The sequence below is a fragment of the Lacisediminihabitans sp. FW035 genome, assembly GCF_054880895.1.
This window is the reverse complement of sequence record NZ_CM142187.1, coordinates 2,908,814-2,928,138: the sequence shown is the minus strand read 5'-3', so window position 1 is coordinate 2,928,138 and position 19,325 is coordinate 2,908,814. Positions and strand designations below refer to the sequence as shown.

The 19,325-nt window shown below is 67.5% G+C and carries 20 protein-coding genes and 1 pseudogene; 11 read left to right on the top strand and 10 right to left on the bottom strand.

Going from position 1 to position 19,325, the window contains the following annotated elements:
* The first annotated feature begins 4 nt into the window (after positions 1-4).
* Positions 5-1,207 carry an AI-2E family transporter gene (locus ACVXZ4_RS14030; RefSeq protein ID WP_461795438.1) on the top strand — a complete coding sequence of 401 codons (1,203 nt, stop codon included), beginning with the start codon at positions 5-7 and terminating at the stop codon, positions 1,205-1,207.
* On the top strand, positions 1,200-2,438 hold the full coding sequence (ilvA, locus tag ACVXZ4_RS14025; RefSeq protein ID WP_461795437.1) for a threonine ammonia-lyase: 1,239 nt from the start codon (positions 1,200-1,202) through the stop codon (positions 2,436-2,438). Before ACVXZ4_RS14030 ends, ilvA begins: the two co-directional genes overlap by 8 nt.
* 57 nt (positions 2,439-2,495) lie before the next feature.
* Here ilvA and greA read toward each other — a convergent pair whose 3' ends face one another.
* Both greA and ACVXZ4_RS14015 read right to left on the bottom strand, forming a co-directional pair.
* A complete protein-coding gene (greA, locus tag ACVXZ4_RS14020; RefSeq protein WP_461795436.1) occupies positions 2,496-2,987 on the bottom strand; it encodes a transcription elongation factor GreA in 492 nt (163 codons plus the stop codon).
* Positions 2,988-3,054: 67 nt separating this feature from the next.
* The gene (locus ACVXZ4_RS14015) at positions 3,055-3,516 is read right to left on the bottom strand and encodes a DUF4307 domain-containing protein (protein ID WP_461795435.1); all 462 of its coding nucleotides are present in this window, start codon (positions 3,514-3,516) and stop codon (positions 3,055-3,057) included.
* A gap of 103 nt (positions 3,517-3,619) precedes the next feature.
* Between ACVXZ4_RS14015 and mca the strand changes: the two genes are divergently transcribed.
* Together mca and ACVXZ4_RS14005 are read left to right on the top strand one after the other, a co-directional pair.
* Positions 3,620-4,495: a mycothiol conjugate amidase Mca gene (gene mca, locus ACVXZ4_RS14010; protein ID WP_461795434.1), complete on the top strand. Its 876-nt coding sequence runs from the start codon at positions 3,620-3,622 to the stop codon at positions 4,493-4,495.
* A complete protein-coding gene (locus ACVXZ4_RS14005) occupies positions 4,492-4,764 on the top strand; it encodes a hypothetical protein (RefSeq protein WP_461795433.1) in 273 nt (90 codons plus the stop codon). The genes mca and ACVXZ4_RS14005 overlap by 4 nt, the downstream gene beginning before the upstream one ends.
* A 141-nt stretch (positions 4,765-4,905) precedes the next feature.
* On the opposite strand, the gene trhA is transcribed toward ACVXZ4_RS14005, so the two are convergent.
* Positions 4,906-5,682 carry a PAQR family membrane homeostasis protein TrhA gene (trhA, locus tag ACVXZ4_RS14000; RefSeq protein ID WP_461795432.1) on the bottom strand — a complete coding sequence of 259 codons (777 nt, stop codon included), beginning with the start codon at positions 5,680-5,682 and terminating at the stop codon, positions 4,906-4,908.
* A gap of 74 nt (positions 5,683-5,756) precedes the next feature.
* Between trhA and ACVXZ4_RS13995 the strand changes: the two genes are divergently transcribed.
* The 4 genes from ACVXZ4_RS13995 to ACVXZ4_RS13980 all read left to right on the top strand — a co-directional run bounded on the left by ACVXZ4_RS13995 (position 5,757) and on the right by ACVXZ4_RS13980 (position 10,075).
* The gene (locus ACVXZ4_RS13995) at positions 5,757-6,542 is read left to right on the top strand and encodes an isoprenyl transferase (protein WP_461795431.1); all 786 of its coding nucleotides are present in this window, start codon (positions 5,757-5,759) and stop codon (positions 6,540-6,542) included.
* A 3-nt stretch (positions 6,543-6,545) separates the two neighbouring features.
* Positions 6,546-7,670 (top strand): aminotransferase class V-fold PLP-dependent enzyme, encoded by a 1,125-nt coding sequence (locus ACVXZ4_RS13990; protein WP_461795430.1) that lies wholly within the window; start codon positions 6,546-6,548, stop codon positions 7,668-7,670.
* A 211-nt stretch (positions 7,671-7,881) separates the two neighbouring features.
* Positions 7,882-9,246, top strand: coding sequence for a PhoH family protein (locus ACVXZ4_RS13985; protein ID WP_461795429.1), 1,365 nt, complete (start codon positions 7,882-7,884; stop codon positions 9,244-9,246).
* A 52-nt stretch (positions 9,247-9,298) separates the two neighbouring features.
* Positions 9,299-10,075, top strand: a complete 777-nt coding sequence (locus tag ACVXZ4_RS13980) for a hypothetical protein (RefSeq protein WP_461795428.1) — start codon at positions 9,299-9,301, stop codon at positions 10,073-10,075.
* Positions 10,076-10,100: 25 nt separating this feature from the next.
* Here ACVXZ4_RS13980 and ACVXZ4_RS13975 read toward each other — a convergent pair whose 3' ends face one another.
* From ACVXZ4_RS13975 to xseA, 5 genes and pseudogenes are all read right to left on the bottom strand, one after another.
* The gene (locus ACVXZ4_RS13975; protein WP_461795427.1) at positions 10,101-11,504 is read right to left on the bottom strand and encodes a class II fumarate hydratase; all 1,404 of its coding nucleotides are present in this window, start codon (positions 11,502-11,504) and stop codon (positions 10,101-10,103) included.
* A 43-nt stretch (positions 11,505-11,547) separates the two neighbouring features.
* Positions 11,548-12,225, bottom strand: coding sequence for a carbonic anhydrase (locus ACVXZ4_RS13970; protein WP_461795426.1), 678 nt, complete (start codon positions 12,223-12,225; stop codon positions 11,548-11,550).
* Positions 12,222-12,869: a DUF4245 domain-containing protein gene (locus ACVXZ4_RS13965; protein WP_461795425.1), complete on the bottom strand. Its 648-nt coding sequence runs from the start codon at positions 12,867-12,869 to the stop codon at positions 12,222-12,224. The genes ACVXZ4_RS13970 and ACVXZ4_RS13965 overlap by 4 nt, the downstream gene beginning before the upstream one ends.
* 43 nt (positions 12,870-12,912) lie before the next feature.
* Positions 12,913-13,110 carry an exodeoxyribonuclease VII small subunit gene (locus ACVXZ4_RS13960; RefSeq protein WP_461797989.1) on the bottom strand — a complete coding sequence of 66 codons (198 nt, stop codon included), beginning with the start codon at positions 13,108-13,110 and terminating at the stop codon, positions 12,913-12,915.
* 21 nt (positions 13,111-13,131) lie between these two features.
* Positions 13,132-14,446 (bottom strand): annotated as a pseudogene (xseA, locus tag ACVXZ4_RS13955) (exodeoxyribonuclease VII large subunit); the annotation flags it as partial.
* Between the two features lie 74 nt (positions 14,447-14,520).
* On the opposite strand from xseA, the gene ACVXZ4_RS13950 reads away from it, so the two are divergent.
* Both ACVXZ4_RS13950 and ACVXZ4_RS13945 read left to right on the top strand, forming a co-directional pair.
* Positions 14,521-15,573 (top strand): 4-hydroxy-3-methylbut-2-enyl diphosphate reductase, encoded by a 1,053-nt coding sequence (locus tag ACVXZ4_RS13950; RefSeq protein ID WP_461797988.1) that lies wholly within the window; start codon positions 14,521-14,523, stop codon positions 15,571-15,573.
* On the top strand, positions 15,570-16,169 hold the full coding sequence (locus ACVXZ4_RS13945; RefSeq protein ID WP_461795424.1) for a DUF6264 family protein: 600 nt from the start codon (positions 15,570-15,572) through the stop codon (positions 16,167-16,169). Before ACVXZ4_RS13950 ends, ACVXZ4_RS13945 begins: the two co-directional genes overlap by 4 nt.
* Positions 16,170-16,282: 113 nt before the next feature.
* On the opposite strand, the gene fbaA is transcribed toward ACVXZ4_RS13945, so the two are convergent.
* Complete coding sequence (gene fbaA / locus ACVXZ4_RS13940; RefSeq protein ID WP_461795423.1) at positions 16,283-17,308, bottom strand: class II fructose-bisphosphate aldolase; 1,026 nt, start codon at positions 17,306-17,308, stop codon at positions 16,283-16,285.
* Positions 17,309-17,486: 178 nt separating this feature from the next.
* Here fbaA and glpX point away from each other — a divergent pair, with 178 nt between their 5' ends.
* On the top strand, positions 17,487-18,419 hold the full coding sequence (gene glpX, locus ACVXZ4_RS13935) for a class II fructose-bisphosphatase (RefSeq protein ID WP_461797987.1): 933 nt from the start codon (positions 17,487-17,489) through the stop codon (positions 18,417-18,419).
* Positions 18,420-18,425: 6 nt separating this feature from the next.
* Here glpX and ACVXZ4_RS13930 read toward each other — a convergent pair whose 3' ends face one another.
* The gene (locus ACVXZ4_RS13930; protein WP_461797986.1) at positions 18,426-19,322 is read right to left on the bottom strand and encodes a siderophore-interacting protein; all 897 of its coding nucleotides are present in this window, start codon (positions 19,320-19,322) and stop codon (positions 18,426-18,428) included.
* Positions 19,323-19,325 lie beyond the last annotated feature (3 nt).

Below are 19,325 nucleotides of genomic sequence, written 5' to 3'. Positions count from 1 at the left end.
CCCGATGACGATCGGAAGACGTAAAACCGCGCCGGCACCGCTCGCTGCGATCGAGGCGGCAACGGCAAAGCAACAGGCCGATTCCACGCTTCCCGTCGGTATCCGCATCGCGGGTGCCTGGTCTTGGCGAGTGCTCGTCATCGCCGCCGTCATCACCCTCTTCATCTATCTCGTGATCACGCTGCGCGAGATCGTCGTGCCCTTCATGGTCGCGATCCTGCTCGCGGCGCTTCTCGTGCCGCTGGTGCAGTTCCTCGTGCGGCATCGCTGGCCCAAGTGGCTGGCCGTCGCCGTGGCCGAGATCGGTCTGATCGCCGTAGTCGCCGGCCTCGTCGTGCTCGTCGTGCTCCAGGTGCGCAGCGGATTCCCCGACCTGCAGAAGCAGAGCGTCGAGGCCTACGACAACTTCAAGCAGTACCTCCTCGACTCCCCGCTCCACTTGACCAATTCGGACATCAACGGGTACCTCGGCCAGGCTTGGACCGCGATCCAGAAAGACAGCCAGGCCCTGGTCTCGGGAGCGGTGACCTTCGGTACGACCGCCGGCCACGTCCTCGCCGGGATGCTGCTCACGCTCTTCGCCACGCTCTTCATGCTCATCGACGGCAAGGGCATCTGGGCCTGGGTGGTCCGGCTGTTCCCGAGGAAGGCGCGGCAGGCCATCGACGGCTCCGGCAGGGCGGGATGGGTCACGCTCACCAACTTCGTGCGCGTGCAGATCTTCGTCGCATTCGTCGACGCCGTCGGAATCGGACTCGGGGCCTGGATCATCGGTCTGTTCTTCGGCGGTTTCCCGCTGGTGATCCCGATCACCATCGCGGTCTTCCTCGGGTCGTTCATCCCCGTCGTCGGGGCGTTGTTCTCCGGAGTGCTCGCGATCTTCATCGCACTCGTCTACCTCAATCCGTTCGCGGCCCTGCTGATGCTCGCCGTCGTGATCGCCGTTCAGCAGATCGAGGGGCACGTTCTGCAGCCCTTCATCATGGGAACGGCGGTCAAGGTGCATCCGCTCGCCGTCGTCTTCGCGGTCGCCGCCGGGGGATTCCTCGCCGGCATCCCGGGTGCACTCTTCGCCGTTCCGGTCATCGCCACCCTCAATGTGATGGTCAACTACGTGGCGAGCGGCCGCTGGCGAACGACATCCGACCCGACCCTGAGACAGGCGGTGAGCCCCGCCCCGGGTACCCGCGCGGAGACGAATGCCTGAACTGACTCTCGCGGGCCCGACCCTCGCCGACTTCGAGTCTGCGCGGGCGGTGGTCTCGCGCGTCGCGGAGATCACGCCGATGGAGAGTTCGCGTTACCTCAGTGAGCTGCTGGGGTCACCTGTGCACCTCAAGTGTGAGAACCTCCAGCGCACCGGCTCCTACAAGATCCGGGGAGCGTACAACCGCATCTCGCGGCTCACCGACGAGGAGAAGTCCCACGGTGTGGTGGCCGCTTCCGCGGGTAACCACGCCCAGGGCGTCGCCTTCGCGGCCCGCGAGCTCGGCCTCTCCGCCACCATCTTCATGCCCGTCGGCGTCGCGCTGCCGAAGCTCCAGGCCACCCGCAACTACGGCGCCGAGGTCGTGCTGCGCGGACACGCGGTCGACGAGGCGCTTCGCCGGGCCGCGGAGTTCGCCGCCACCACCGGCGCCGTCTTCATCCCTCCCTTCGACCATCCGGATGTCGTCGCCGGCCAGGGCACGCTGGGTCTCGAGATGCTCGACCAGGTTCCCGATCTGCAGACCGTCATCGTGCCGATCGGCGGGGGCGGCCTCATCTCCGGGGTGGCCAGCGCACTCAAACAGAAGTTCGCGCTCCAGGGCCGCTCAGTGCGCATCATCGGTGTCCAGGCCGAGAACGCGGCGCCCTACCCGGTGTCGATCAAGAACGGCGTCTCAACCGCCATCACGATCCTGCCGACCATCGCCGACGGCATCGCTGTCAACAAGCCGGGCATCCTCAACTTCGAGATCATCAAAGACGCGGTCGACGAGATCATCACGGTGACCGACGACGATATTGCGCGCGCGATGCTCGTGTTGCTCGAGCGGGCCAAGCTCGTGGTCGAGCCCGCCGGGGCGGTCGCTGTGGCCGCGATCATGACGGGCCAGGTGACGGATGCGGGGGTCACCGTCGCCATCCTCAGCGGCGGCAACATCGATCCCCTCGTGATGGAGCGCGTGATCTCCCGCGGGCTCGCGGCATCCGATCGCTACCTCAAGCTGCGGCTGATGCTGCCCGACCGTCCGGGCCAGCTCGCCCGCATCGCGGAGCTCATCTCCGAGGCGAACGCCAACGTCGTCGAAGTGCTGCATACCCGGCACGGCCGCAACGCGCTCATCAGCGACGTGGAGATCGAGCTGAGCATCGAGACCCGCGGCCCGGAACACGTGCAGCGTGTTCTCGGCCACCTCATCGAAGCGGGATACGACCCCCGCGTCGACTTCTGAGGTTCCGCGCTCTTCCGCTCGTCGAATAGCACCCTCTAGGGCGGGTGTCGAGCCCCCCTACGGCAGGTACGTCTCGACCTTGTCGATCTGCACGGTGATCTCCTTGCCGTTCGGCGCGGTGTACGTCACCGTCTCGCCGACCGAATGGCCGAGGATCGCCGCACCGAGCGGGCTGCCTTCGCTGTAGACATCGAGGTCGCTGTCTTCGCCGACGATCTCCCGGCTGCCGAGCAGGAACACGCTCTCATCGCCGAGGATGCGCGCGCTCACGACGGTACCGGACTGCACGACGCCGGTGCTCTCGGGCGCGGCGCCGACTTTGGCGTGTCGCAGCAATTCGGTGAGCACCCGGATGCGGGCCTCCATCTTGCCCTGCTCTTCTTTGGCGGCGTGATATCCGCCGTTCTCCTTGAGGTCGCCCTCTTCGCGGGCGGACTCGATCTTCTTCGCGATCTCGGTGCGCCCGGTGGTCGACAGCTGGTCGAGCTCGGCGCTCCGGCGATCGAAGGCTTCCTGGGTCAGCCAGGTCTCAGTGGTCTCGGTAGACACGATGTGCTCCCTAAAAAACGCAAATGAGACCGGCCGTGGGGCCGGTCTCTGATCAGTAAGCCTCAGTTTAGGTCAGCCAGCACCGGTAGATCAAGCCGGTTACGCCCTGCTCCGAGCTCAACACCGTCTGGGTGTAGGAGGTCGTATAACGAGTGGATGCCGGCACTTTCACGATGCGCCAGCCCACGATCCCATGGGCTTCGTTCTGCACCTGGAGCGCGCAGCTCGCTGTCTTGCCCACTGGCATCGACACCTGGTAGCTGATGCTCACCGTGCGGGCGTCGACGATCGTCGACCCCTTGTCCTCGGCGTCGAGGGTGCCGCCGGTCTGGTCGAGCCCGGCCCAGAGCACCCAGGCCACGACGACGATCGCCGCGGCAGCGCCCGCCACGAGATAGATGAGGCGGTCGCGGCGCTTCTTCGCCGGGGTGCGCCCATACCGCGCGGCGATGCCCGCAGGCTCTGGCACCGCAGATGGGCGTGACTCGAGCACGCCCTCGTCGATCGGAGTCTCGTCGATCGCAGTCATGTCACCTCGGCTCTTATCACCAGCGTCGCACGCCTATTCTTGTAGTCCAAGGGTATCCGCCAATCCCTGCGTGTTCCCCACGCGCCCCTATACAAGGAGTTCGGTGACACAGCGCCTGCTTGCCGTGCACGCCCATCCCGACGACGAGTCGAGCAAGGGCGCCGCCACCTACGCCTACTACCGCAGCATCGGCACCGAGGTGCTCGTGGTGAGCTGCACCGGGGGAGAGCGGGGCGACATCCAGAACGAGGCCCTCGAGCCGAAGGCCATGGCGAACCGCGACATGGCAGGACTCCGGCGCATCGAGATGGCGGCCGCCCAGGCGGCCATCGGATTCGACCATCGTTGGCTCGGCTACCAGGATTCCGGCCTGCCCGAGAACGACGAGCCGGTGCCGGCGAACTCGTTCGCCGTCATCCCTCTGGAGATCTCGGCCGAGCCGCTCGTGAAGATCATTCGCGAGTTCCGGCCGCAGGTGCTGGTCACCTATGACGAGACGGGCGGATATCCGCACCCCGACCACATCCGCACCCACGAGATCTCCCTCTACGCCTTCGAGGCCGCGGCAGATGCCTCCCGTTACCCGGACGCCGGAGCGCCCTGGCAGGTCTCAAAGGTGTATTACGACCGCATCTTCAATGCCCCGCGCATCGAGGCGATGTACCAGTTCCTGCTCGCCAACGCTCCCGAGACCCCGCAACTGGCCCAGATGGAGGAGATCCGCGGCTGGATGAAGGATCGTCCCGACCTCACCACCACCCAGGTGCCGGTCGGCGAGTTCCTCGATGCCCGCGACCAGGCGTTGCGCGCCCACGCCAGCCAGGTCGCCCCGGACAGTGCCTTCTTCTTCTGGCCCAACGACCTCCAGCGTCGAGCCTGGCCCTGGGAAGACTTCCAGCTTGCGAAATCGCTCGTGGAGTCGCCCCTTCCCGAGACAGATCTCTTCGCGGGAATCGTGACCGAGGAGGTCAGCGTATGAACGGCCTGTACAGCGTGCTCATGACCAGCCCGGTGGTGACCGGTGCCGTCGTGTGGCTTGCGTCGACACCGACGCCGCAACCCAACTTCGACGAGAACTCGGTCACCCCCACCTGGGTCGGCTTCGCCGCGACCTTCGGAGTGGCTGCGGTAGTGGTGCTTCTGTGCATCGACATGGTGCGACGGGTGCGACGGGTGCGCTACCGCGGCGAGATCCGCGAACGCCTCGAGGCCGAGCGGGTCGCAGCCGAGGAGCAGTCCACCGACTGACACCTGTGCCGGTCGAGTAGGACCTGTGCCGGTCGAGTAGGACCTGTGCCGGTCGAGTGGCGAGCTCCAGCGAGCGTGTCGAGACCTTGTTGGCGGAGTCTCGACACGGCCGCGCGCGGCCTACTCGACCAGCGACGGTGGCTAGAACACCGGCGGGTTCGTCGCCACCAGGAAGATCGCCGTCCAGTGGCAGAGGAACGCGAGCAGTGTGAGCGCGTGGAAGATCTCGTGGAAGCCGAACACGCCCGGCACCGGATTCGGTCGTTTGAAGCCGTAGATGACCGCGCCGATCGTGTAGAACACGCCGCCGAGCAGGATGAGTGACATCATCAGCGCGTTGGCCTGGAAGAAGTCCACGATGAACGCGAGGGCCGCATAGCCGAGCAGCAGGTACAGCGGCACGTAGAGCCAGCGGGGTGCGCCGATCCAGAACACCCGGAATCCGATGCCGAGACCGGCCCCGATCCATACCAGCCACAGCAACAACACCGACTTGTCGTGCGGAAGGGCGAGAACGGTGATCGGTGTGTACGATCCGGCGATGAGCAGGAAGATGTTGGCGTGATCCATCCGCTTGAGCAATCGTTTCGTGCGATCGCTCCAGTTGATGCGGTGATAGAGCGCCGAGACGCCGAAGAGCAGCAGTGACGACAGCACGAACACCGCACTGGACACCTTGGCGGGAACGCCGTCGGCGAACACGATCAGCACGACGCCAAGCACGACCGCGACCGGGAATGTCACGGCGTGGATCCAGCCACGCCAGGTGGGCTTGCGAGCGAGGAGCTCTTCGCGGGTCAGCGCGCCGGCCGGTGACGGGGAATGGGCATCGAGCTCGTCATCGAGAAGGGGGATGTTGGGGAGGTCGGGACCGTCTTCTGCCTCGTCGAGCGCATCCTGATGGGGTTCCGTTGCCATGGAACCCGAGTTTACTTGCCGGGTACCGGCGCCTGACTGGGAGCACCCGGAGCCCGGTGCACTAGCGTATTGGTGTGGCACAGCGGGAAGTTCCCCTCGGACGAGGCATCCTCTACGGTCTGTATCAGAACCGTATCCGCCGCTTTCTTGCCACCCAGGAACTTCCCAAGCACATCGCGATGATCCTGGATGGCAACCGGCGCTGGGCGCGGCAGCGGCTGCTCGAGACGGCGGCGCACGGTCATCGTGCGGGGGCGGCGAAATTCCGGGAATTCCTGGTCTGGTGCGACGACCTCGGGATCGCGACCGCGACCCTCTACCTGCTGTCCACCGACAACCTCTCGGGACGCACGACGGAGGAGCTCGACGAACTGCTCCAGATCATCGCCGACCTCGCCGAGGACCTCTCGCACTTCCGCAACTGGCGGGTGCAGCACGTGGGTTCCGACGACGGCCTGCCGCCGCATCTGATCGAGGCGCTGAAGGCGGCGGAGAAGCGCACCTCGTCGAACACCGGTATGCACATCAACCTCGCGGTGGGCTACGGCGGCCGCCGGGAAATCGCCGATGCGATGCGCAGTATCGTCACCACCCACGAAGAGGGCGGCGGCACGCTCGACGCCCTCGCCGAGATCCTCACCCCCGAGCTGATCGGCGACCACCTCTACACCGGGGGACAGCCCGATCCGGACCTCGTCATCCGCACCTCGGGCGAGCAGCGCCTCAGCGACTTCATGCTGTGGCAGAGCGCGCACAGCGAGTTCTACTTCGTGGAGGCACTCGGCCCGGACCTGCGCGAGGTCGATTTCCTGCGGGCGCTGCGCGACTACGCTCGGCGCCAGCGCCGCTTCGGGAGCTGACGGATGACGACCATCGACGAATTCGCAGCCGGATTCACCGAAGAACCCGGCTACCTCAACTTCGCCTCGGTCGGGCCGCTCGGGCGTGCGGCGATCGAAGAAGAGCAGGCGCAGGTCGAGTTGCTGCGCCGGGCTCGATTCGGCAGTCTCGCCAGCCTCGAAGGGCAGGACGCGCGCGTGCGCGAGGCGGTGGGGCGGGTCATCGGATTCCCCTCCGACCGGGTCGTCTTCCAGCCGAACACGAGTACCGGGCTGATGCACGCGATGTTCGGTATCACGGGCGGGGTACTGCTGTCCGCGGCCGAATTCCCCTCTCTGCCGTTCGCCGCCGTTCGCGCGGCGGACTCGCTGTCGGTGCTGGCGCCCCACTGGCTCGCGACCGCCGGCGGCCCGGTCACCCCCGGCGTCATCCGCGACCAGCTCACCCCGAACGTCGTCGCGGTCGCCGTGAGCCTCGTCGACTTCCGCACCGGTTACCTCGCCGACATCGACGGGATCCGCCAGGTGATCGGGGACCGCTTGCTCATCGTCGACGCGATGCAGGGGTTCGGCGTCGTCGACGCACCCTTCGACGTGGCGGATGTGATCGCCAGCGGCGGGCAGAAATGGGCCCGCGCGGGCTGGGGCACCGGATTCCTCGCCCTCAGCGAGCGCGCCCTCGACCGCCTCACGCCCGTGTTCAGCGGCTTCAGCGCGACGGATGGCGCGGACCTGCCTCTCGACGAGGTACTGCCCCCCGCCACCGGAGCCGCGGCCTACAGCATCAGCAACCCGAGCCCGATCGACCAGGCCAGGTTCGCCGCCGCGCTCGAAGAGATCGCCGCGGTCGGTGTCCGCGCGATCGGCGCGCGCCTTGCCGAGAAGGTATCCCGCGTGATCGATCTCGCCGACGAGTATGCGGTGCCCGTGGCATCCTCCCGGGCCGAGAACGAGCGCGCGGGCATCGTCGTGCTCGAACCGGCAGCAGACCAGCTCACGATGCTCACCGCATCCCTCTTCAATCACGGGGTCACGGTGACCGTCCGGGGAGGCACAGTGCGCCTGAGTCCGCACGTCTCGACCGACGAGGACTCCTTCGACATGCTGCGCGGCGCCTTCACGAGCTACGCCTCCGCCATCACGGTCTGAGCTGCCTGACCCACGCGGAGACAAACGTTAATCTTCGCGTAACACGGCTCCGGGCGTGTCGGTTATGGCGGGGTCCGACCGCGGACGTAGCGTACGAACTATCAGGTATGGCACCTGATCGAGACGGCCACGCAAGTTCGTCTCGAAACGTGTAGTGGCCGTCACGAGGACTAGTTCCGGATGCTGACAAGCATCCGGGGATGGAGCTCACGTGGCCGCTTTCGACAAGACCAGCCCCGCACGCCGTTCTCAGAGTGATGGGGCGACAGGCACAGGCGCCAAGCAGGCCGAGCGCACCTACGTGCTCGACACCTCGGTGTTGCTGTCTGATCCGAAAGCCATCTTCCGCTTCTCTGAACACGCGGTGGTGCTTCCGGTGGTCGTGATCTCGGAGCTCGAAGGCAAACGGAACGATCCGGAGATCGGGTACTTCGCACGCCAGGCGCTGCGCAACCTCGATGAACTGCGGGTGCAGCACGAGAGGCTCGACTTCCCGATCTCGGTGGGGGATGGCGGATCGTTGCGGGTCGAACTCAACCACTCCAACATGTCGGTGCTTCCCTCCGGACTGCAGCTCAACGACAACGACTCGCGCATCCTCGCCGTCGCGCTCAACCTGTCGAACGACGGCCTGGATGTCACGGTGGTGTCCAAGGACCTCCCGCTGCGGGTGAAGGCGGCGTCGATCGGCCTCGCTGCCGAGGAGTACCGCGCGGAACTCGCGGTCGACTCGGGCTGGACGGGCATGGAGGACGTCACCCTCGGCTCCGAGCAGATGGCGAAGCTCTACGACACCGAGAAGCTCAGCACCCGCCAGATCGGTGACACCCCGATCAACACCGGTCTCGTCATCCACTCCGATCGCGGTTCGGCGCTCGGCCGGGTCACCGCCCGAGGAGAGATGCGGCTCGTGCGCGGAGACCGCGACATCTTCGGGCTGCACGGTCGATCGGCGGAACAGCGTCTCGCCATTGACATGCTGCTCGACCCGGAGATCGGAATCGTCTCGCTCGGCGGCCGCGCCGGCACCGGCAAGTCTGCGCTCGCGCTGTGCGCGGGGCTCGAAGCGGTGCTCGAGAAGCAGCAGCACAAGAAGATCATGGTCTTCCGCCCGCTCTACGCCGTCGGAGGCCAGGAACTCGGCTTCCTGCCGGGGGATGCCTCGGAGAAGATGAACCCGTGGGCCCAGGCGGTGTTCGACACCCTCGGCTCGGTCGTCTCCCAGAACGTGCTCGACGAGGTGGTGGAGCGCGGGATGCTCGAGGTGCTCCCCCTCACCCACATCCGTGGCCGCTCGCTGCACGATGCCTTCGTGATCGTCGACGAGGCGCAGTCCCTCGAGCGCAACGTGCTGCTCACGGTGCTGAGCCGTATCGGGCAGAACTCCCGGGTGGTGCTCACCCACGATGTCGCCCAGCGCGACAACCTCCGGGTCGGTCGGCACGACGGGGTGGCCTCGGTGATCGAGACGCTCAAGGGACACTCGCTCTTCGGCCACATCACGCTCACGCGGTCGGAACGATCCGCGATCGCGGCCCTCGTGACCGAGATGCTGGAATCGAACGAATTGGCCTGATCGGAACGATCGCCGGCACGACGACGCGGGGTAGACAGCTTAGGCTCTAAGGGTGAACCTGCCCCTCGTCGTCGTGCTCGGCGGGCTCACGATCCTCACACTCTGGGGATTCGCGGCCCCCCGCTCCCAATGGCGTGTGCTCACAGGGTGGAGCCACCGGGACTCGTCCCGGGACGAACCGGGAGCCGTGATCGTCGGCATCCATCGTCTCGTCGCCGGCATCGCGCTCGCGGGCCTTGCGGTCGGCGGCGCATCCGTCGTGGGCGGGCTCATCGACCCCTCCGGGCAGGCGAGCGAGCGCACGATCACCGACCCGGTGCGACTGCTCTGGGGCACGCCGGATCCCACGGTTGTCAATCGCGTCTTCGTGCCGGTGACGGTCGCTCCGGCGGGCCTGGTGCGAGAGCAGGCCGTGCGCTACCAGGCAGTGAGCGCGAAGACCCGCAGCCCCGGCTACCTCTTCAGTCTGAATACATATTCTCGGCCACACCCCAGCGCCACGGATGGGTATCTCGGCGCCTATCCGGCCGTCGGGCTTTCCGCCCTCGACACCGCCGACATCGTCGTGCAGGTGCGCGCGGATCGTCGCTGCACCCCGCAGCAGGTGCTCGTGGTCGAGTCCGGCACCGCCATCGTGATCGCCGTCTACTACGGTCGTCCGGTGGGCGAATCCCTCGACGCGAAGGCGCTCGCCGCGCCCTGCGACCCGAAGGCGTCCGGCGACAAGTCTTCGTCGGTGCTGATCCCGATCGACCTGACCGCCCCCGTCGCCAAGCGCGCCGTGGTCAACCTCGAGGGAACGCCGATCTCTCGGGCGGACTCGAACTAGGCGGTACGAACCGGGCTGGCCGGCGCTACGCGCGAGCGGGCGGCCGGGTCATCGAGAGCACATCGAGAGCACCATCGAGGAGTTCGAGGCTCACCTCGCCGCGCTCGACGAACCCGAGGTCGATCACGGACTCGCGCACGGTGATGGACTTCGCCACCGCGTTCTTCGCCACCTTCGCGGCGGCCTCATAGCCGATGACCCGGTTGAGAGGTGTCACGATCGAGGGCGAGGACTCGGCGAGGGCACGCGCGTGATCGATGTTCGCCGTGAGGCCGTCCACCGTCTTGTCCGCGAGCGCGACACTCGAGTTTGCGAGCAGCCGGATCGACTCGAGCAGTGCGGTTCCCATCACCGGGATCGCCACGTTGAGTTCGAAGGATCCGGAGGCGCCCGCCCATGCGATCGTCGCGTCGTTGCCGATCACGCGCGCAGCCACCATGAGTACGGCCTCGGGAATCACCGGGTTGACCTTGCCCGGCATGATCGACGAACCGGGCTGGAGGTCGGGGATGTTGAGCTCGCCGAGACCGGTGTTCGGGCCGGAGCCCATCCAACGCAGGTCGTTGCAGATCTTGGTGAGGCTCACCGCGATCACGCGGAGGGCTCCGGATGCCTCGACCAGCCCGTCACGGGCACCCTGGGCCTCGAAGTGGTCTCGCGCCTCGGTGAGGGGCAGGCCGGAATCCGTGGCCAGCAGTTCGATGACCTTCTGCGAGAACCCTGCCGGCGTGTTGATCCCGGTGCCGACGGCCGTGCCGCCGAGCGGAACCTCCGCGACTCGCACAATGGTGGACTGCACCCTTTCGATGCCGTAGCGTACCTGCGCCGCGTAGCCGGAGAACTCCTGGCCGAGTGTCACCGGAGTGGCATCCATCAGGTGGGTGCGGCCGGATTTGACCACGGTCTTCCACAGTTCGGCCTTCGCCTCGAGCGCGGTCGCGAGGTGATCGAGCGCGGGAACGAGGTCGCCGAGAAGCGCCCCAGTAACGGCCACGTGAACGGAGGTGGGGAAGACGTCGTTGGAGGATTGCGAGGCGTTGACATGGTCGTTCGGGTGCACCGGGGCGCCGGCGAACTTCGTGGCGAGGGTTGCGAGCACCTCGTTGATGTTCATGTTGGAGGAGGTGCCGCTGCCGGTCTGGTAGGTGTCCACCGGGAACTGGTCGTGGTGTCGACCGGCGATCAGCTCGTCGGCCGCGAGCACGACTGCCTGCGACACCGGAGCCTCGAGGATGCCGAGCTCGAGGTTGACGATCGCGGCGGCCTTTTTGATGCGCGCGAGGGCGACGATCTGGGCCGGCTCGAGTCCGCTGCCCGAGATGGGGAAGTTCTCGACCGCGCGCTGGGTCTGGGCACCGTAGAGGGCGGATACCGGCACGCGGACTTCGCCCATCGTGTCGTGCTCGATGCGGTAGTCGGATTCAGTCACGGCGATGTGCGTCCCTTGCTGTTGTGGTGAGGTGGTCGGGGCCTTAGACGGTGCCGACGATGATGTCGGGAACGGCCGTTCCTTCGAGCAGCCGGTAGTTCGCGCCGACGATAGCCAGCGTACCGGCGGCGATTGCGTCGCTGATCAATTCGGACGTCTCGAGCAGTTCGGCCACGGTGTCCCGCAGGTGCTCCCGACCGACCTCGGTCGAATCAGGGAGCACTGTCTCGTCTGCTCCGTCCGCGACCGACTTCGCGCTCACCCGCTTCACTGCCGGGATGATCTTCTCGATCAGCTGGTGGATGTGCGGTGGCAGGGCAGGGGCATCCGCTGCCTGGGAGTCGATGGCGGCCCGAACCGCCCCGCATTCGTCGTGGCCGAGCACCACGATCAGCGGCACGTGGAGAACGGCGACGGCGTATTCGAGGGAGCCGATCACGGAATCCGAGATGATCTGCCCGGCGTTGCGCACGACGAACAGGTCGCCGAGGCCCTTGTCGAAGATGATCTCCGCTGCGAGTCGGGAGTCGCTGCAGCCGAAGAGGGCGGCGTGGGGCGTCTGTTTGGCCACCAGCTGCTCGCGGCGTTCGACATCCTGCCGCGGATGGCTCGGCTCACCCTCGACGAAGCGCCGGTTGCCACGGCTCATCTGCGCCCACGCCTGAGCGGGAGTGCGGTGCGCGATGGTGGGTTCGATCGATTGCCCTGCTGCCTGCGTCATCCGTTGCCTCCGTCGAGTTGGGCGGCGATCGCCGCGGCGAGAGTGTCGAATTCTGTGCGCGATGCCGTGCCGTGCAGCACGATACTGCTCGACCCGATCACCGTGGTGAGGGAGTAGGCGTAGTTGCCGGGATCCTGGTCGGTGCGGCGGTCGTAGACCATCCAGTCGAGGCCACCGATCGAGGTCGTGCCGGTGGAGCGCTTGTTCTGGAGCTCATTCGCGACCCAGGTGGGATTTGCGTCGATGCCCTGCACGAGTCCGATGTACTGGGTGGAAGGGGTGATGAAGCCGACGCTCCAGGCGACGACGGAGTCGGAGCCGGTCGTGAGGCCGTCGTCGTTGGCGCTCCAGCCCTTCGGCAGGGGAGGGGCGGCGAGGGTCTGGCCGACCTGCGACTGCGAGTCCGCGGCGTCGGCCCGGTAGTCCACCGCCTGGCGCGGCGCGCCATCCGGGCGCACCACTACGAGCACGAGCGCCAGCACGACGGCGAGCGACGCGAGCAGGGCCAGCACGAGGTTTCGAAGGGTCTGGTTCGCGCGGTGCTTGCGGGAGTTCTCCGCCTTGCGCGCTGCGGTCTCCTCCGGAGTCTCGGGTCGCCCGAGCTCCGCGACGATGCGCGGCGGGCGATTCGGTGACGCTGCCATGATCTCCACGGGGCTAGGGGCGGGATTGGGATGGTGGGAGGGCTCAGGAGGTGGGATCTGTGCCGGCCGCGGAGCGGGCAGCATCGAGACGGGCCTTCGCTCCGATGAGCCACTCTTCGCAGCGACGGGCGAGGGCTTCGCCCCGCTCCCAGAGGGCGAGCGACTGTTCGAGGGTCGACGATCCCTGCTCGAGCTCGTTCACGACCCGGATCAGTTCGTCGCGCGCCTGCTCGTACGACAGCTCCGCGACGCTGGCGGTCGAGGATGGCGCTGCGGCGGACGGAGCAGGGGAGGTGGAGGGGGAGGATGCCACGGCCACGATTCTACCCGGCCTCGCTGGCGGTCTCCGGCGGAGCGGTGACCGTCGCGGAAGCCGAGCCGTCGGCGAGGGTGAGGAGGAGGGGAGTGCCGGGGACGGCATCCGCGGAGCTTCTGAGCACGGCCCCGCCGGGCAGCTGGGCGATGGCGTAGCCGCGGTCGAGGGTGCGCTGCGGGGAGAGCGCACGAAGCTGCGACCGGAGGTCGACCACACTCGTGTGGGAACGCTCGAGCAGGCGTTCGATGAGTTCGGCGCTGCGCTCGACGTAGCGACCGAGCTCTTCGGCCCGGGAGTCGACGATCCAGGCGGAGGCGGCAAGCACCGGCCGGGTCCGCAGCTGTTCGAGCCTGTCGATCTCGGTGCGAACGTGGGCGGTCATGCGATTGCCGATGCGCGCGCGGGCCTGCTGAACGCGGGCGAGCTCGTCCGCGACATCCGGCACCACACGCTTCGCCGCGTCCGTGGGAGTGGATGCCCGGAGGTCGGCGACGTCGTCGAGCAGCGGCCGGTCGGCCTCATGCCCGATCGCGCTCACGATCGGTGTGGTGCAGGCCGCCGCCGTGCGCACCAGGGTCTCGTCGCTGAAGACGAGCAGGTTCTGGAAGTCGCCGCCGCCGCGCGCAACGATGATCACGTCGACGTCGGGATCCGCGTCCAATTTCCGCAAGGCGGCGGTCACCTCTCCCGAGGCGCGATCACCCTGCACGGCGGTGTGAACCACGCGGAATTCGACGGCCGGCCAGCGCAGCTGGGCATTGCGCAGCACGTCTTTCTCGGCATCCGAATCCTTGCCCGTGATGAGTCCGATGCAACCGGGCAGGAACGGGAGCGCCTTCTTGCGGTCGAGGTCGAAGAGGCCTTCGGCACGGAGGCTCTGCCGCAGTCGCTCAAGCCGCTCGAGCAGGTCGCCGAGGCCGACGTGTCGCATCTCGAAGACCTGCATCGTGAGCGATCCGCCCTTGACCCAGTAGTTCGGCTTGACAAGCGTGACGACCCGGTCACCCTGCTTGAGGTCGTTCGGCAGCTTCGCCTTCACCGACGACCACACCGTGAAGCCCACTGTCGCATCGACGTCCAGGTCTTTGAGCTTTCCGTAGACGTTGCCCCCGGAGATGCCCCACTGGGTGATCTCGCCCTCGACCCAGACGGCGCCGAGCCGGTCGATCCAGCCCTTGATCTTGGCGGAGAGCAGCGCGACGGGCCACGGGGCATCCACGGTGGAAGGCCCGGTCTCGATCGTCACGAGCAGCCCTCCCAGTCCGACGCCAGCGCACCCCACGTAGAATCTGCAGGGTGAGCACCATTACCAACGGCGAGGCCGTGAGCCTGACCATGCCGCGGGTTCCCGCAGTACGCAACAGGCTACGGGACAACCCCGTCACGGGAGGCAAGCGAGTGCTGCTCGCGGCCCCACGCGGATACTGTGCAGGAGTGGACCGGGCGGTCATCGCGGTGGAGAAGGCCCTCGAGCACTACGGGTCTCCGGTCTATGTGCGTAAGCAGATCGTGCACAACATCCACGTCGTCTCCACCCTGGAGAAGAAGGGCGCCATCTTCGTCGACGAGGTCGGCGAGGTGCCGGAGGGCGCCCACATCGTCTTCTCCGCGCACGGTGTCTCCCCGGCGGTCGTCGCGGCCGCGGCCGAGCGCAACCTCGAGGCGATCGACGCCACCTGCCCGTTGGTGACCAAGGTGCATCGCGAAGCCGTGCGCTTCGCGAGGGACGACTTCCAGATCCTGCTCATCGGCCATGCCGGGCACGAAGAGGTCGAGGGCACCATGGGACACGCGCCGGAGCGCACCACCCTGGTGAACAGTCCCGCGGATGTCGCGACCCTCGAGGTCTCGGATCCCGACAACCTCGTCTGGCTCTCGCAGACCACCCTCAGCGTCGACGAGACGATGGAGACCGTGCGCCTGCTGCGCGAACGCTTCCCCAACCTGCACAACCCCCCGAGCGACGACATCTGCTACGCCACCCAGAACCGCCAGGTCGCCATCAAGAAGGTCGCCGAATCGGCGCAACTGGTGATCGTGGTCGGGTCGGCCAACAGCTCGAACACCGTGAGGCTCGTGGATGTCGCGCTCGAGAACGGCGCGACCGCCGCGTATCGAGTCGACTACGCGAGTGAGATCCAGCAGGAGTGGCTCGACGGCGTCGGCACCGTCGGCGTCACGTCCGGGGCATCCGTACCCGAGGTGCTCGTGCAGGAGGTGCTCGACGATCTCGCGGACGCCGGCTACACCGACGTGAGCCAGGTCGTCACCGCCGAGGAGGACCTCATGTTCTCCCTGCCGAAGGAGCTGCGCAAGGACGCGAACGGCCAGGACGACGCTCGGGGGCTCGGGGGTCGCATCCGCCAGCTCGATTGGCAGCAGAAGTGACCGAGCCCTCGACCGGCGGTGAACCGGAACTCCCGCGCTACGGGGAGCGCCGCCCGCGCCCGCAATACGGCGAGTACGCCACCCCCCAGGAGCAGGCGAAGATCATCGCCGAATCCCTTCCGCCGGTGTCACCGCTTCTGGTGCCGCCGACGATTCCGGGCGTTCCGCCGGCACCGGATGCCTCGACTCGCGTGAGCACGTCGTCGCCGCGGTCTCCCGGGCGTCGACCCCGCCGGTGGGACCTCATCCTCTCGGCCGCACTGCTCGGCTATGCCACGATCAACGTTATCGCCCAACTGGCGATCCGGGACACCCTCGCGACCATCGCTACCCAGTTCTTCCTCACCCAGGGGATCGGGGACTACACGCCGACCGCCCTCACAACCAGCCTCGGTGACACTCTCAACATCATCACGCTCGCGTTGTTCGTCGGGACGGTGCTCCTGACGGTGTGGATGCTGCGTCGCGGCCGCATCGCCTTCTGGGTGCCGATCGCCGGGGGAGTGGTCGCGACCATCGTGGCGCTCGTCTTCGTGGTGATCCTGCTGCAGTCGGACCCGGCATTCACCGCCTACCTCGGCAAACTCCGGGGCTAGGCTCCCGCCACCCGCCCGCCAAAACGGGCGAGTACGGACGTTCCGGGCCGGCGTGCTGGCCCGTGGTGTCCGTACCCGCCCGGCTTCGGAGCGTGTGGCGCGTGCCGTGCGGGTCAGCCCGCCGAGTGGCCGGCCGATCCGAGCTGCTTCGTCGCCTCGACGACGCGGGCAGCGAGCGCCGACTCCGCGAGCTTGCCCCAGGAGCGCGGGTCGTAGACCTTCTTGTTGCCGACCTCGCCATCCACCTTGAGGAACCCGTCGTAGTTCTTGAGCACGGTGTCCGCCACCGAGCGGCTGTAGGCGTACTGGGTGTCGGTATCGATGTTCATCTTGATCACGCCGTTCTTCACGGCGAGGGCGATCTCCTCGTCGGTCGAGCCGGATCCGCCGTGGAAGACGAGGTCGAGGGGCTTCGATCCGGTTCCATACTTCGCCTGGATGCCGGCCTGGATCTCGCCGAGCAGCTCGGGGCGCAGCTTCACGTTGCCCGGCTTGTAGACGCCATGCACGTTGCCGAAGGTGAGGGCCGCGATGTAGCGGCCGTTCTCACCGAGGCCGAGCGCTTCGACGGTCGCGATCGCGTCATCCAGCGTCGTGTACAGGTGCTCGTTGATGTCGTGGCTGACGCCGTCTTCCTCGCCGCCGACGACGCCGATCTCCACCTCGAGGATCGAGGAGATCGCCTTCATGCGGGGCAGGATCTGCTGCGCCACCCGCAGGTTCTCCTCGAGCGGCACCGCCGAGCCATCCCACATGTGGGACTGGAAGATCGGGCCGCGCCCGGCCGCGACCTCTGACTCGGATGCGGCGATCAGCGGGAGGAGGAAGTCGTCAAGGGCGTTGGTCGGGCAGTGGTCGGTGTGGAGCGCGACGGTTACGGGATAGTTCTTCGCCACCTCGGTGACGAAAGCCGCGAAGGCGAGGGCCCCGGATGCGCGGGCCTTGACGCTCTGGCCGGCGAAGAAGTCGGCCCCGCCGGTGGTGACCTGGATGATGCCGTCTGAGCCGGCCTCGGTCAGTCCCTGCAGAATGCCGTTGATCGTCGAGGACGACGACGCGTTGATTGCCGGGTAGGCGAAGCCGCTGGCTTTCGCCCGGTCGAGCATGTCTGCGTACTGCTCGGGGGTTGCGATGGGCATGGAGGTCTCCTTCGTGCGGCGGTGCGTGCGGGGCCGATGTCACCTGCGAGTCTATTGAACTAAAGAAGCAGCGATCTTTCGAACCCCTGTCGTGCCGGTGACCAGCCCCGCTCGGTACCCTTGTCGGGTGAACACTGACACCGGCTCGACCTTCCAGCACCCCGACCGCAACCTCGGAATGGAGCTGGTGCGTGCCACCGAGGCTGCCGCGATCCGGGCCGTGCCCTTCATCGGGCGCGGAGACAAGAACGCCGCGGATGGCGCCGCCGTCGACGCCATGCGCAAATTCCTCGGCACCGTCGATTTCGACGGGCTCGTCGTGATCGGCGAGGGCGAGAAGGACGACGCCCCCATGCTCTACAACGGTGAGCACGTGGGCACCGGTCAGGGCCAGGCCTGCGACATCGCCGTGGATCCCATCGATGGGACCTCCCTCACCGCAGCCGGCCGGCAGAACGCCCTGTCGATGATCGCGGTGGCGGATCGCGGCAGCATGTACGATCCCTCGGCCGTGTTCTACATGGACAAGATCGTCACCGGGCGTGAGGGGCACGGGGTCGTCGACCTCCGCAAGCCGATCGGCGAGAACATCCGCGCCCTGGCGAAGGCGATGAACAAGGAAGTCTCGGATCTCGTCGTCGCCGTGCTCGACCGTCCGCGCCACGCGCAGCTCATCGAGGACATCCGCGAGGCGGGGGCCGGGACGCGCCTGCTGCTGGACGGGGACGTGGCCGGCGGCATCAACGCCGCCCGCTATGACGCCCGCATCGACATGTGCGTCGGAAGGGGAGGCACGCCGGAGGGCATCATCACGGCGTGTGCGCTCAAGGGCCTGGGAGGTTTCATCCAGGCCAAACTCGCCCCGCAGAACGACGACGAGCGCCAGAAGGCGATCGACGCCGGGCACGATCTCGAGCGCATCCTCGAGATCGACGACCTGGTGACCAGCGACAACACCTATTTCGTCGCCACCGGAGTCACCGACGGCCAGTTGGTCGGAGGGGTGCGCAAGAAGGGTCCGATCATCCGCACCGAGAGCATCGTGCTTCGCGGTCGCTCCGGCACCATCCGTCGTGTGGTCGCCGATCACCTCGCGGAGAAGTGGCTGTAGGCCGGTTCAGCTCTCGCCCGACTCGGCGCGCCAGTAGCCCATGAAGGCGACGGATGCCCGGTCGATTCCGACCTCCCGCACCAGGTGACGGCGGAGGGTTGCGATCACGCGGGACTCCCCAGCGAGCCAGGCGTAGGTGCCCGCCGAGAAGTGCACCGCCGTTGCGACCCCGGTGTGCGGATCGAGACCCGGAACCTCCCAGAGGTCGCCGTCGGCAGTGTCGATGGGCACCCGCAGCGCAGCGGATGCCACGGGCATCGCCCGCAGCACCGCCGGCACGAGCAGGTCGCCGACCGGCGCCCCGTCCCGGGGGAGCCAGCGCACATCGACTCCTATGGGGGCCGCGATATCGAGCGCATCCTCGGCCGTCGGCACCTCGATGAACGCCTGCGCGGCGATGCCGGGCTGGAGGGATTCGAGAATCGATGCGATGGCGGGCGCCGCCGTCTCATCACCGGCGAGGAGCACGCGCGTCGCATCGAGCGGGGGATTCCACGCGACACTTCCGAAGGGACCGCCCGCGCGGGCATCCGGTCCGATGATCCGCACCCGGTCACCCGTGTTCGCCGCCGCCGCCCAGCGCGAGGCCGGGCCGCCGTCCCCGTGGAGCACGAAGTCCACCTCGAGACGCACCCCGGAGCCACGCCGCCACAGCCGCCGCACCGTGTAGGTGCGCAGCGGCGGCCTCTCGTCGCCGTCGAGCGCGCACCACGCCGCATACCACCCGTCCGCGCCCTCGATCGCCGGGCTGAGCCCGCGGGCATTCGGCAGCACGAGCTTGATGCGCTGGTCGAGGCCCTCCGGTGCGAAGTCGCGCAGGTCGTCACCGGCGAATGCGACCCGGAGGAAGGATGGGCTGAGCCGTTCGACGGCGGCGACGACTACCTCGAATGGACGGTACAGCGG

Bases quoted from the DNA above. Each gene is read 5' to 3' on its own strand.
- ACVXZ4_RS14030 (WP_461795438.1), top strand. From the start codon at position 5: ATGACGATCGGAAGACGTAAAACCGCGCCGGCACCGCTCGCTGCGATC.
- ilvA (WP_461795437.1), top strand. From the start codon at position 1,200: ATGCCTGAACTGACTCTCGCGGGCCCGACCCTCGCCGACTTCGAGTCT.
- ACVXZ4_RS14015 (WP_461795435.1), bottom strand. From the start codon at position 3,516: ATGACTGCGATCGACGAGACTCCGATCGACGAGGGCGTGCTCGAGTCA.
- ACVXZ4_RS14005 (WP_461795433.1), top strand. From the start codon at position 4,492: ATGAACGGCCTGTACAGCGTGCTCATGACCAGCCCGGTGGTGACCGGT.
- trhA (WP_461795432.1), bottom strand. From the start codon at position 5,682: ATGGCAACGGAACCCCATCAGGATGCGCTCGACGAGGCAGAAGACGGT.
- ACVXZ4_RS13990 (WP_461795430.1), top strand. From the start codon at position 6,546: ATGACGACCATCGACGAATTCGCAGCCGGATTCACCGAAGAACCCGGC.
- ACVXZ4_RS13970 (WP_461795426.1), bottom strand. From the start codon at position 12,225: ATGACGCAGGCAGCAGGGCAATCGATCGAACCCACCATCGCGCACCGC.
- ACVXZ4_RS13965 (WP_461795425.1), bottom strand. From the start codon at position 12,869: ATGGCAGCGTCACCGAATCGCCCGCCGCGCATCGTCGCGGAGCTCGGG.
- ACVXZ4_RS13950 (WP_461797988.1), top strand. From the start codon at position 14,521: ATGCCGCGGGTTCCCGCAGTACGCAACAGGCTACGGGACAACCCCGTC.
- fbaA (WP_461795423.1), bottom strand. From the start codon at position 17,308: ATGCCCATCGCAACCCCCGAGCAGTACGCAGACATGCTCGACCGGGCG.
- glpX (WP_461797987.1), top strand. From the start codon at position 17,487: ATGGAGCTGGTGCGTGCCACCGAGGCTGCCGCGATCCGGGCCGTGCCC.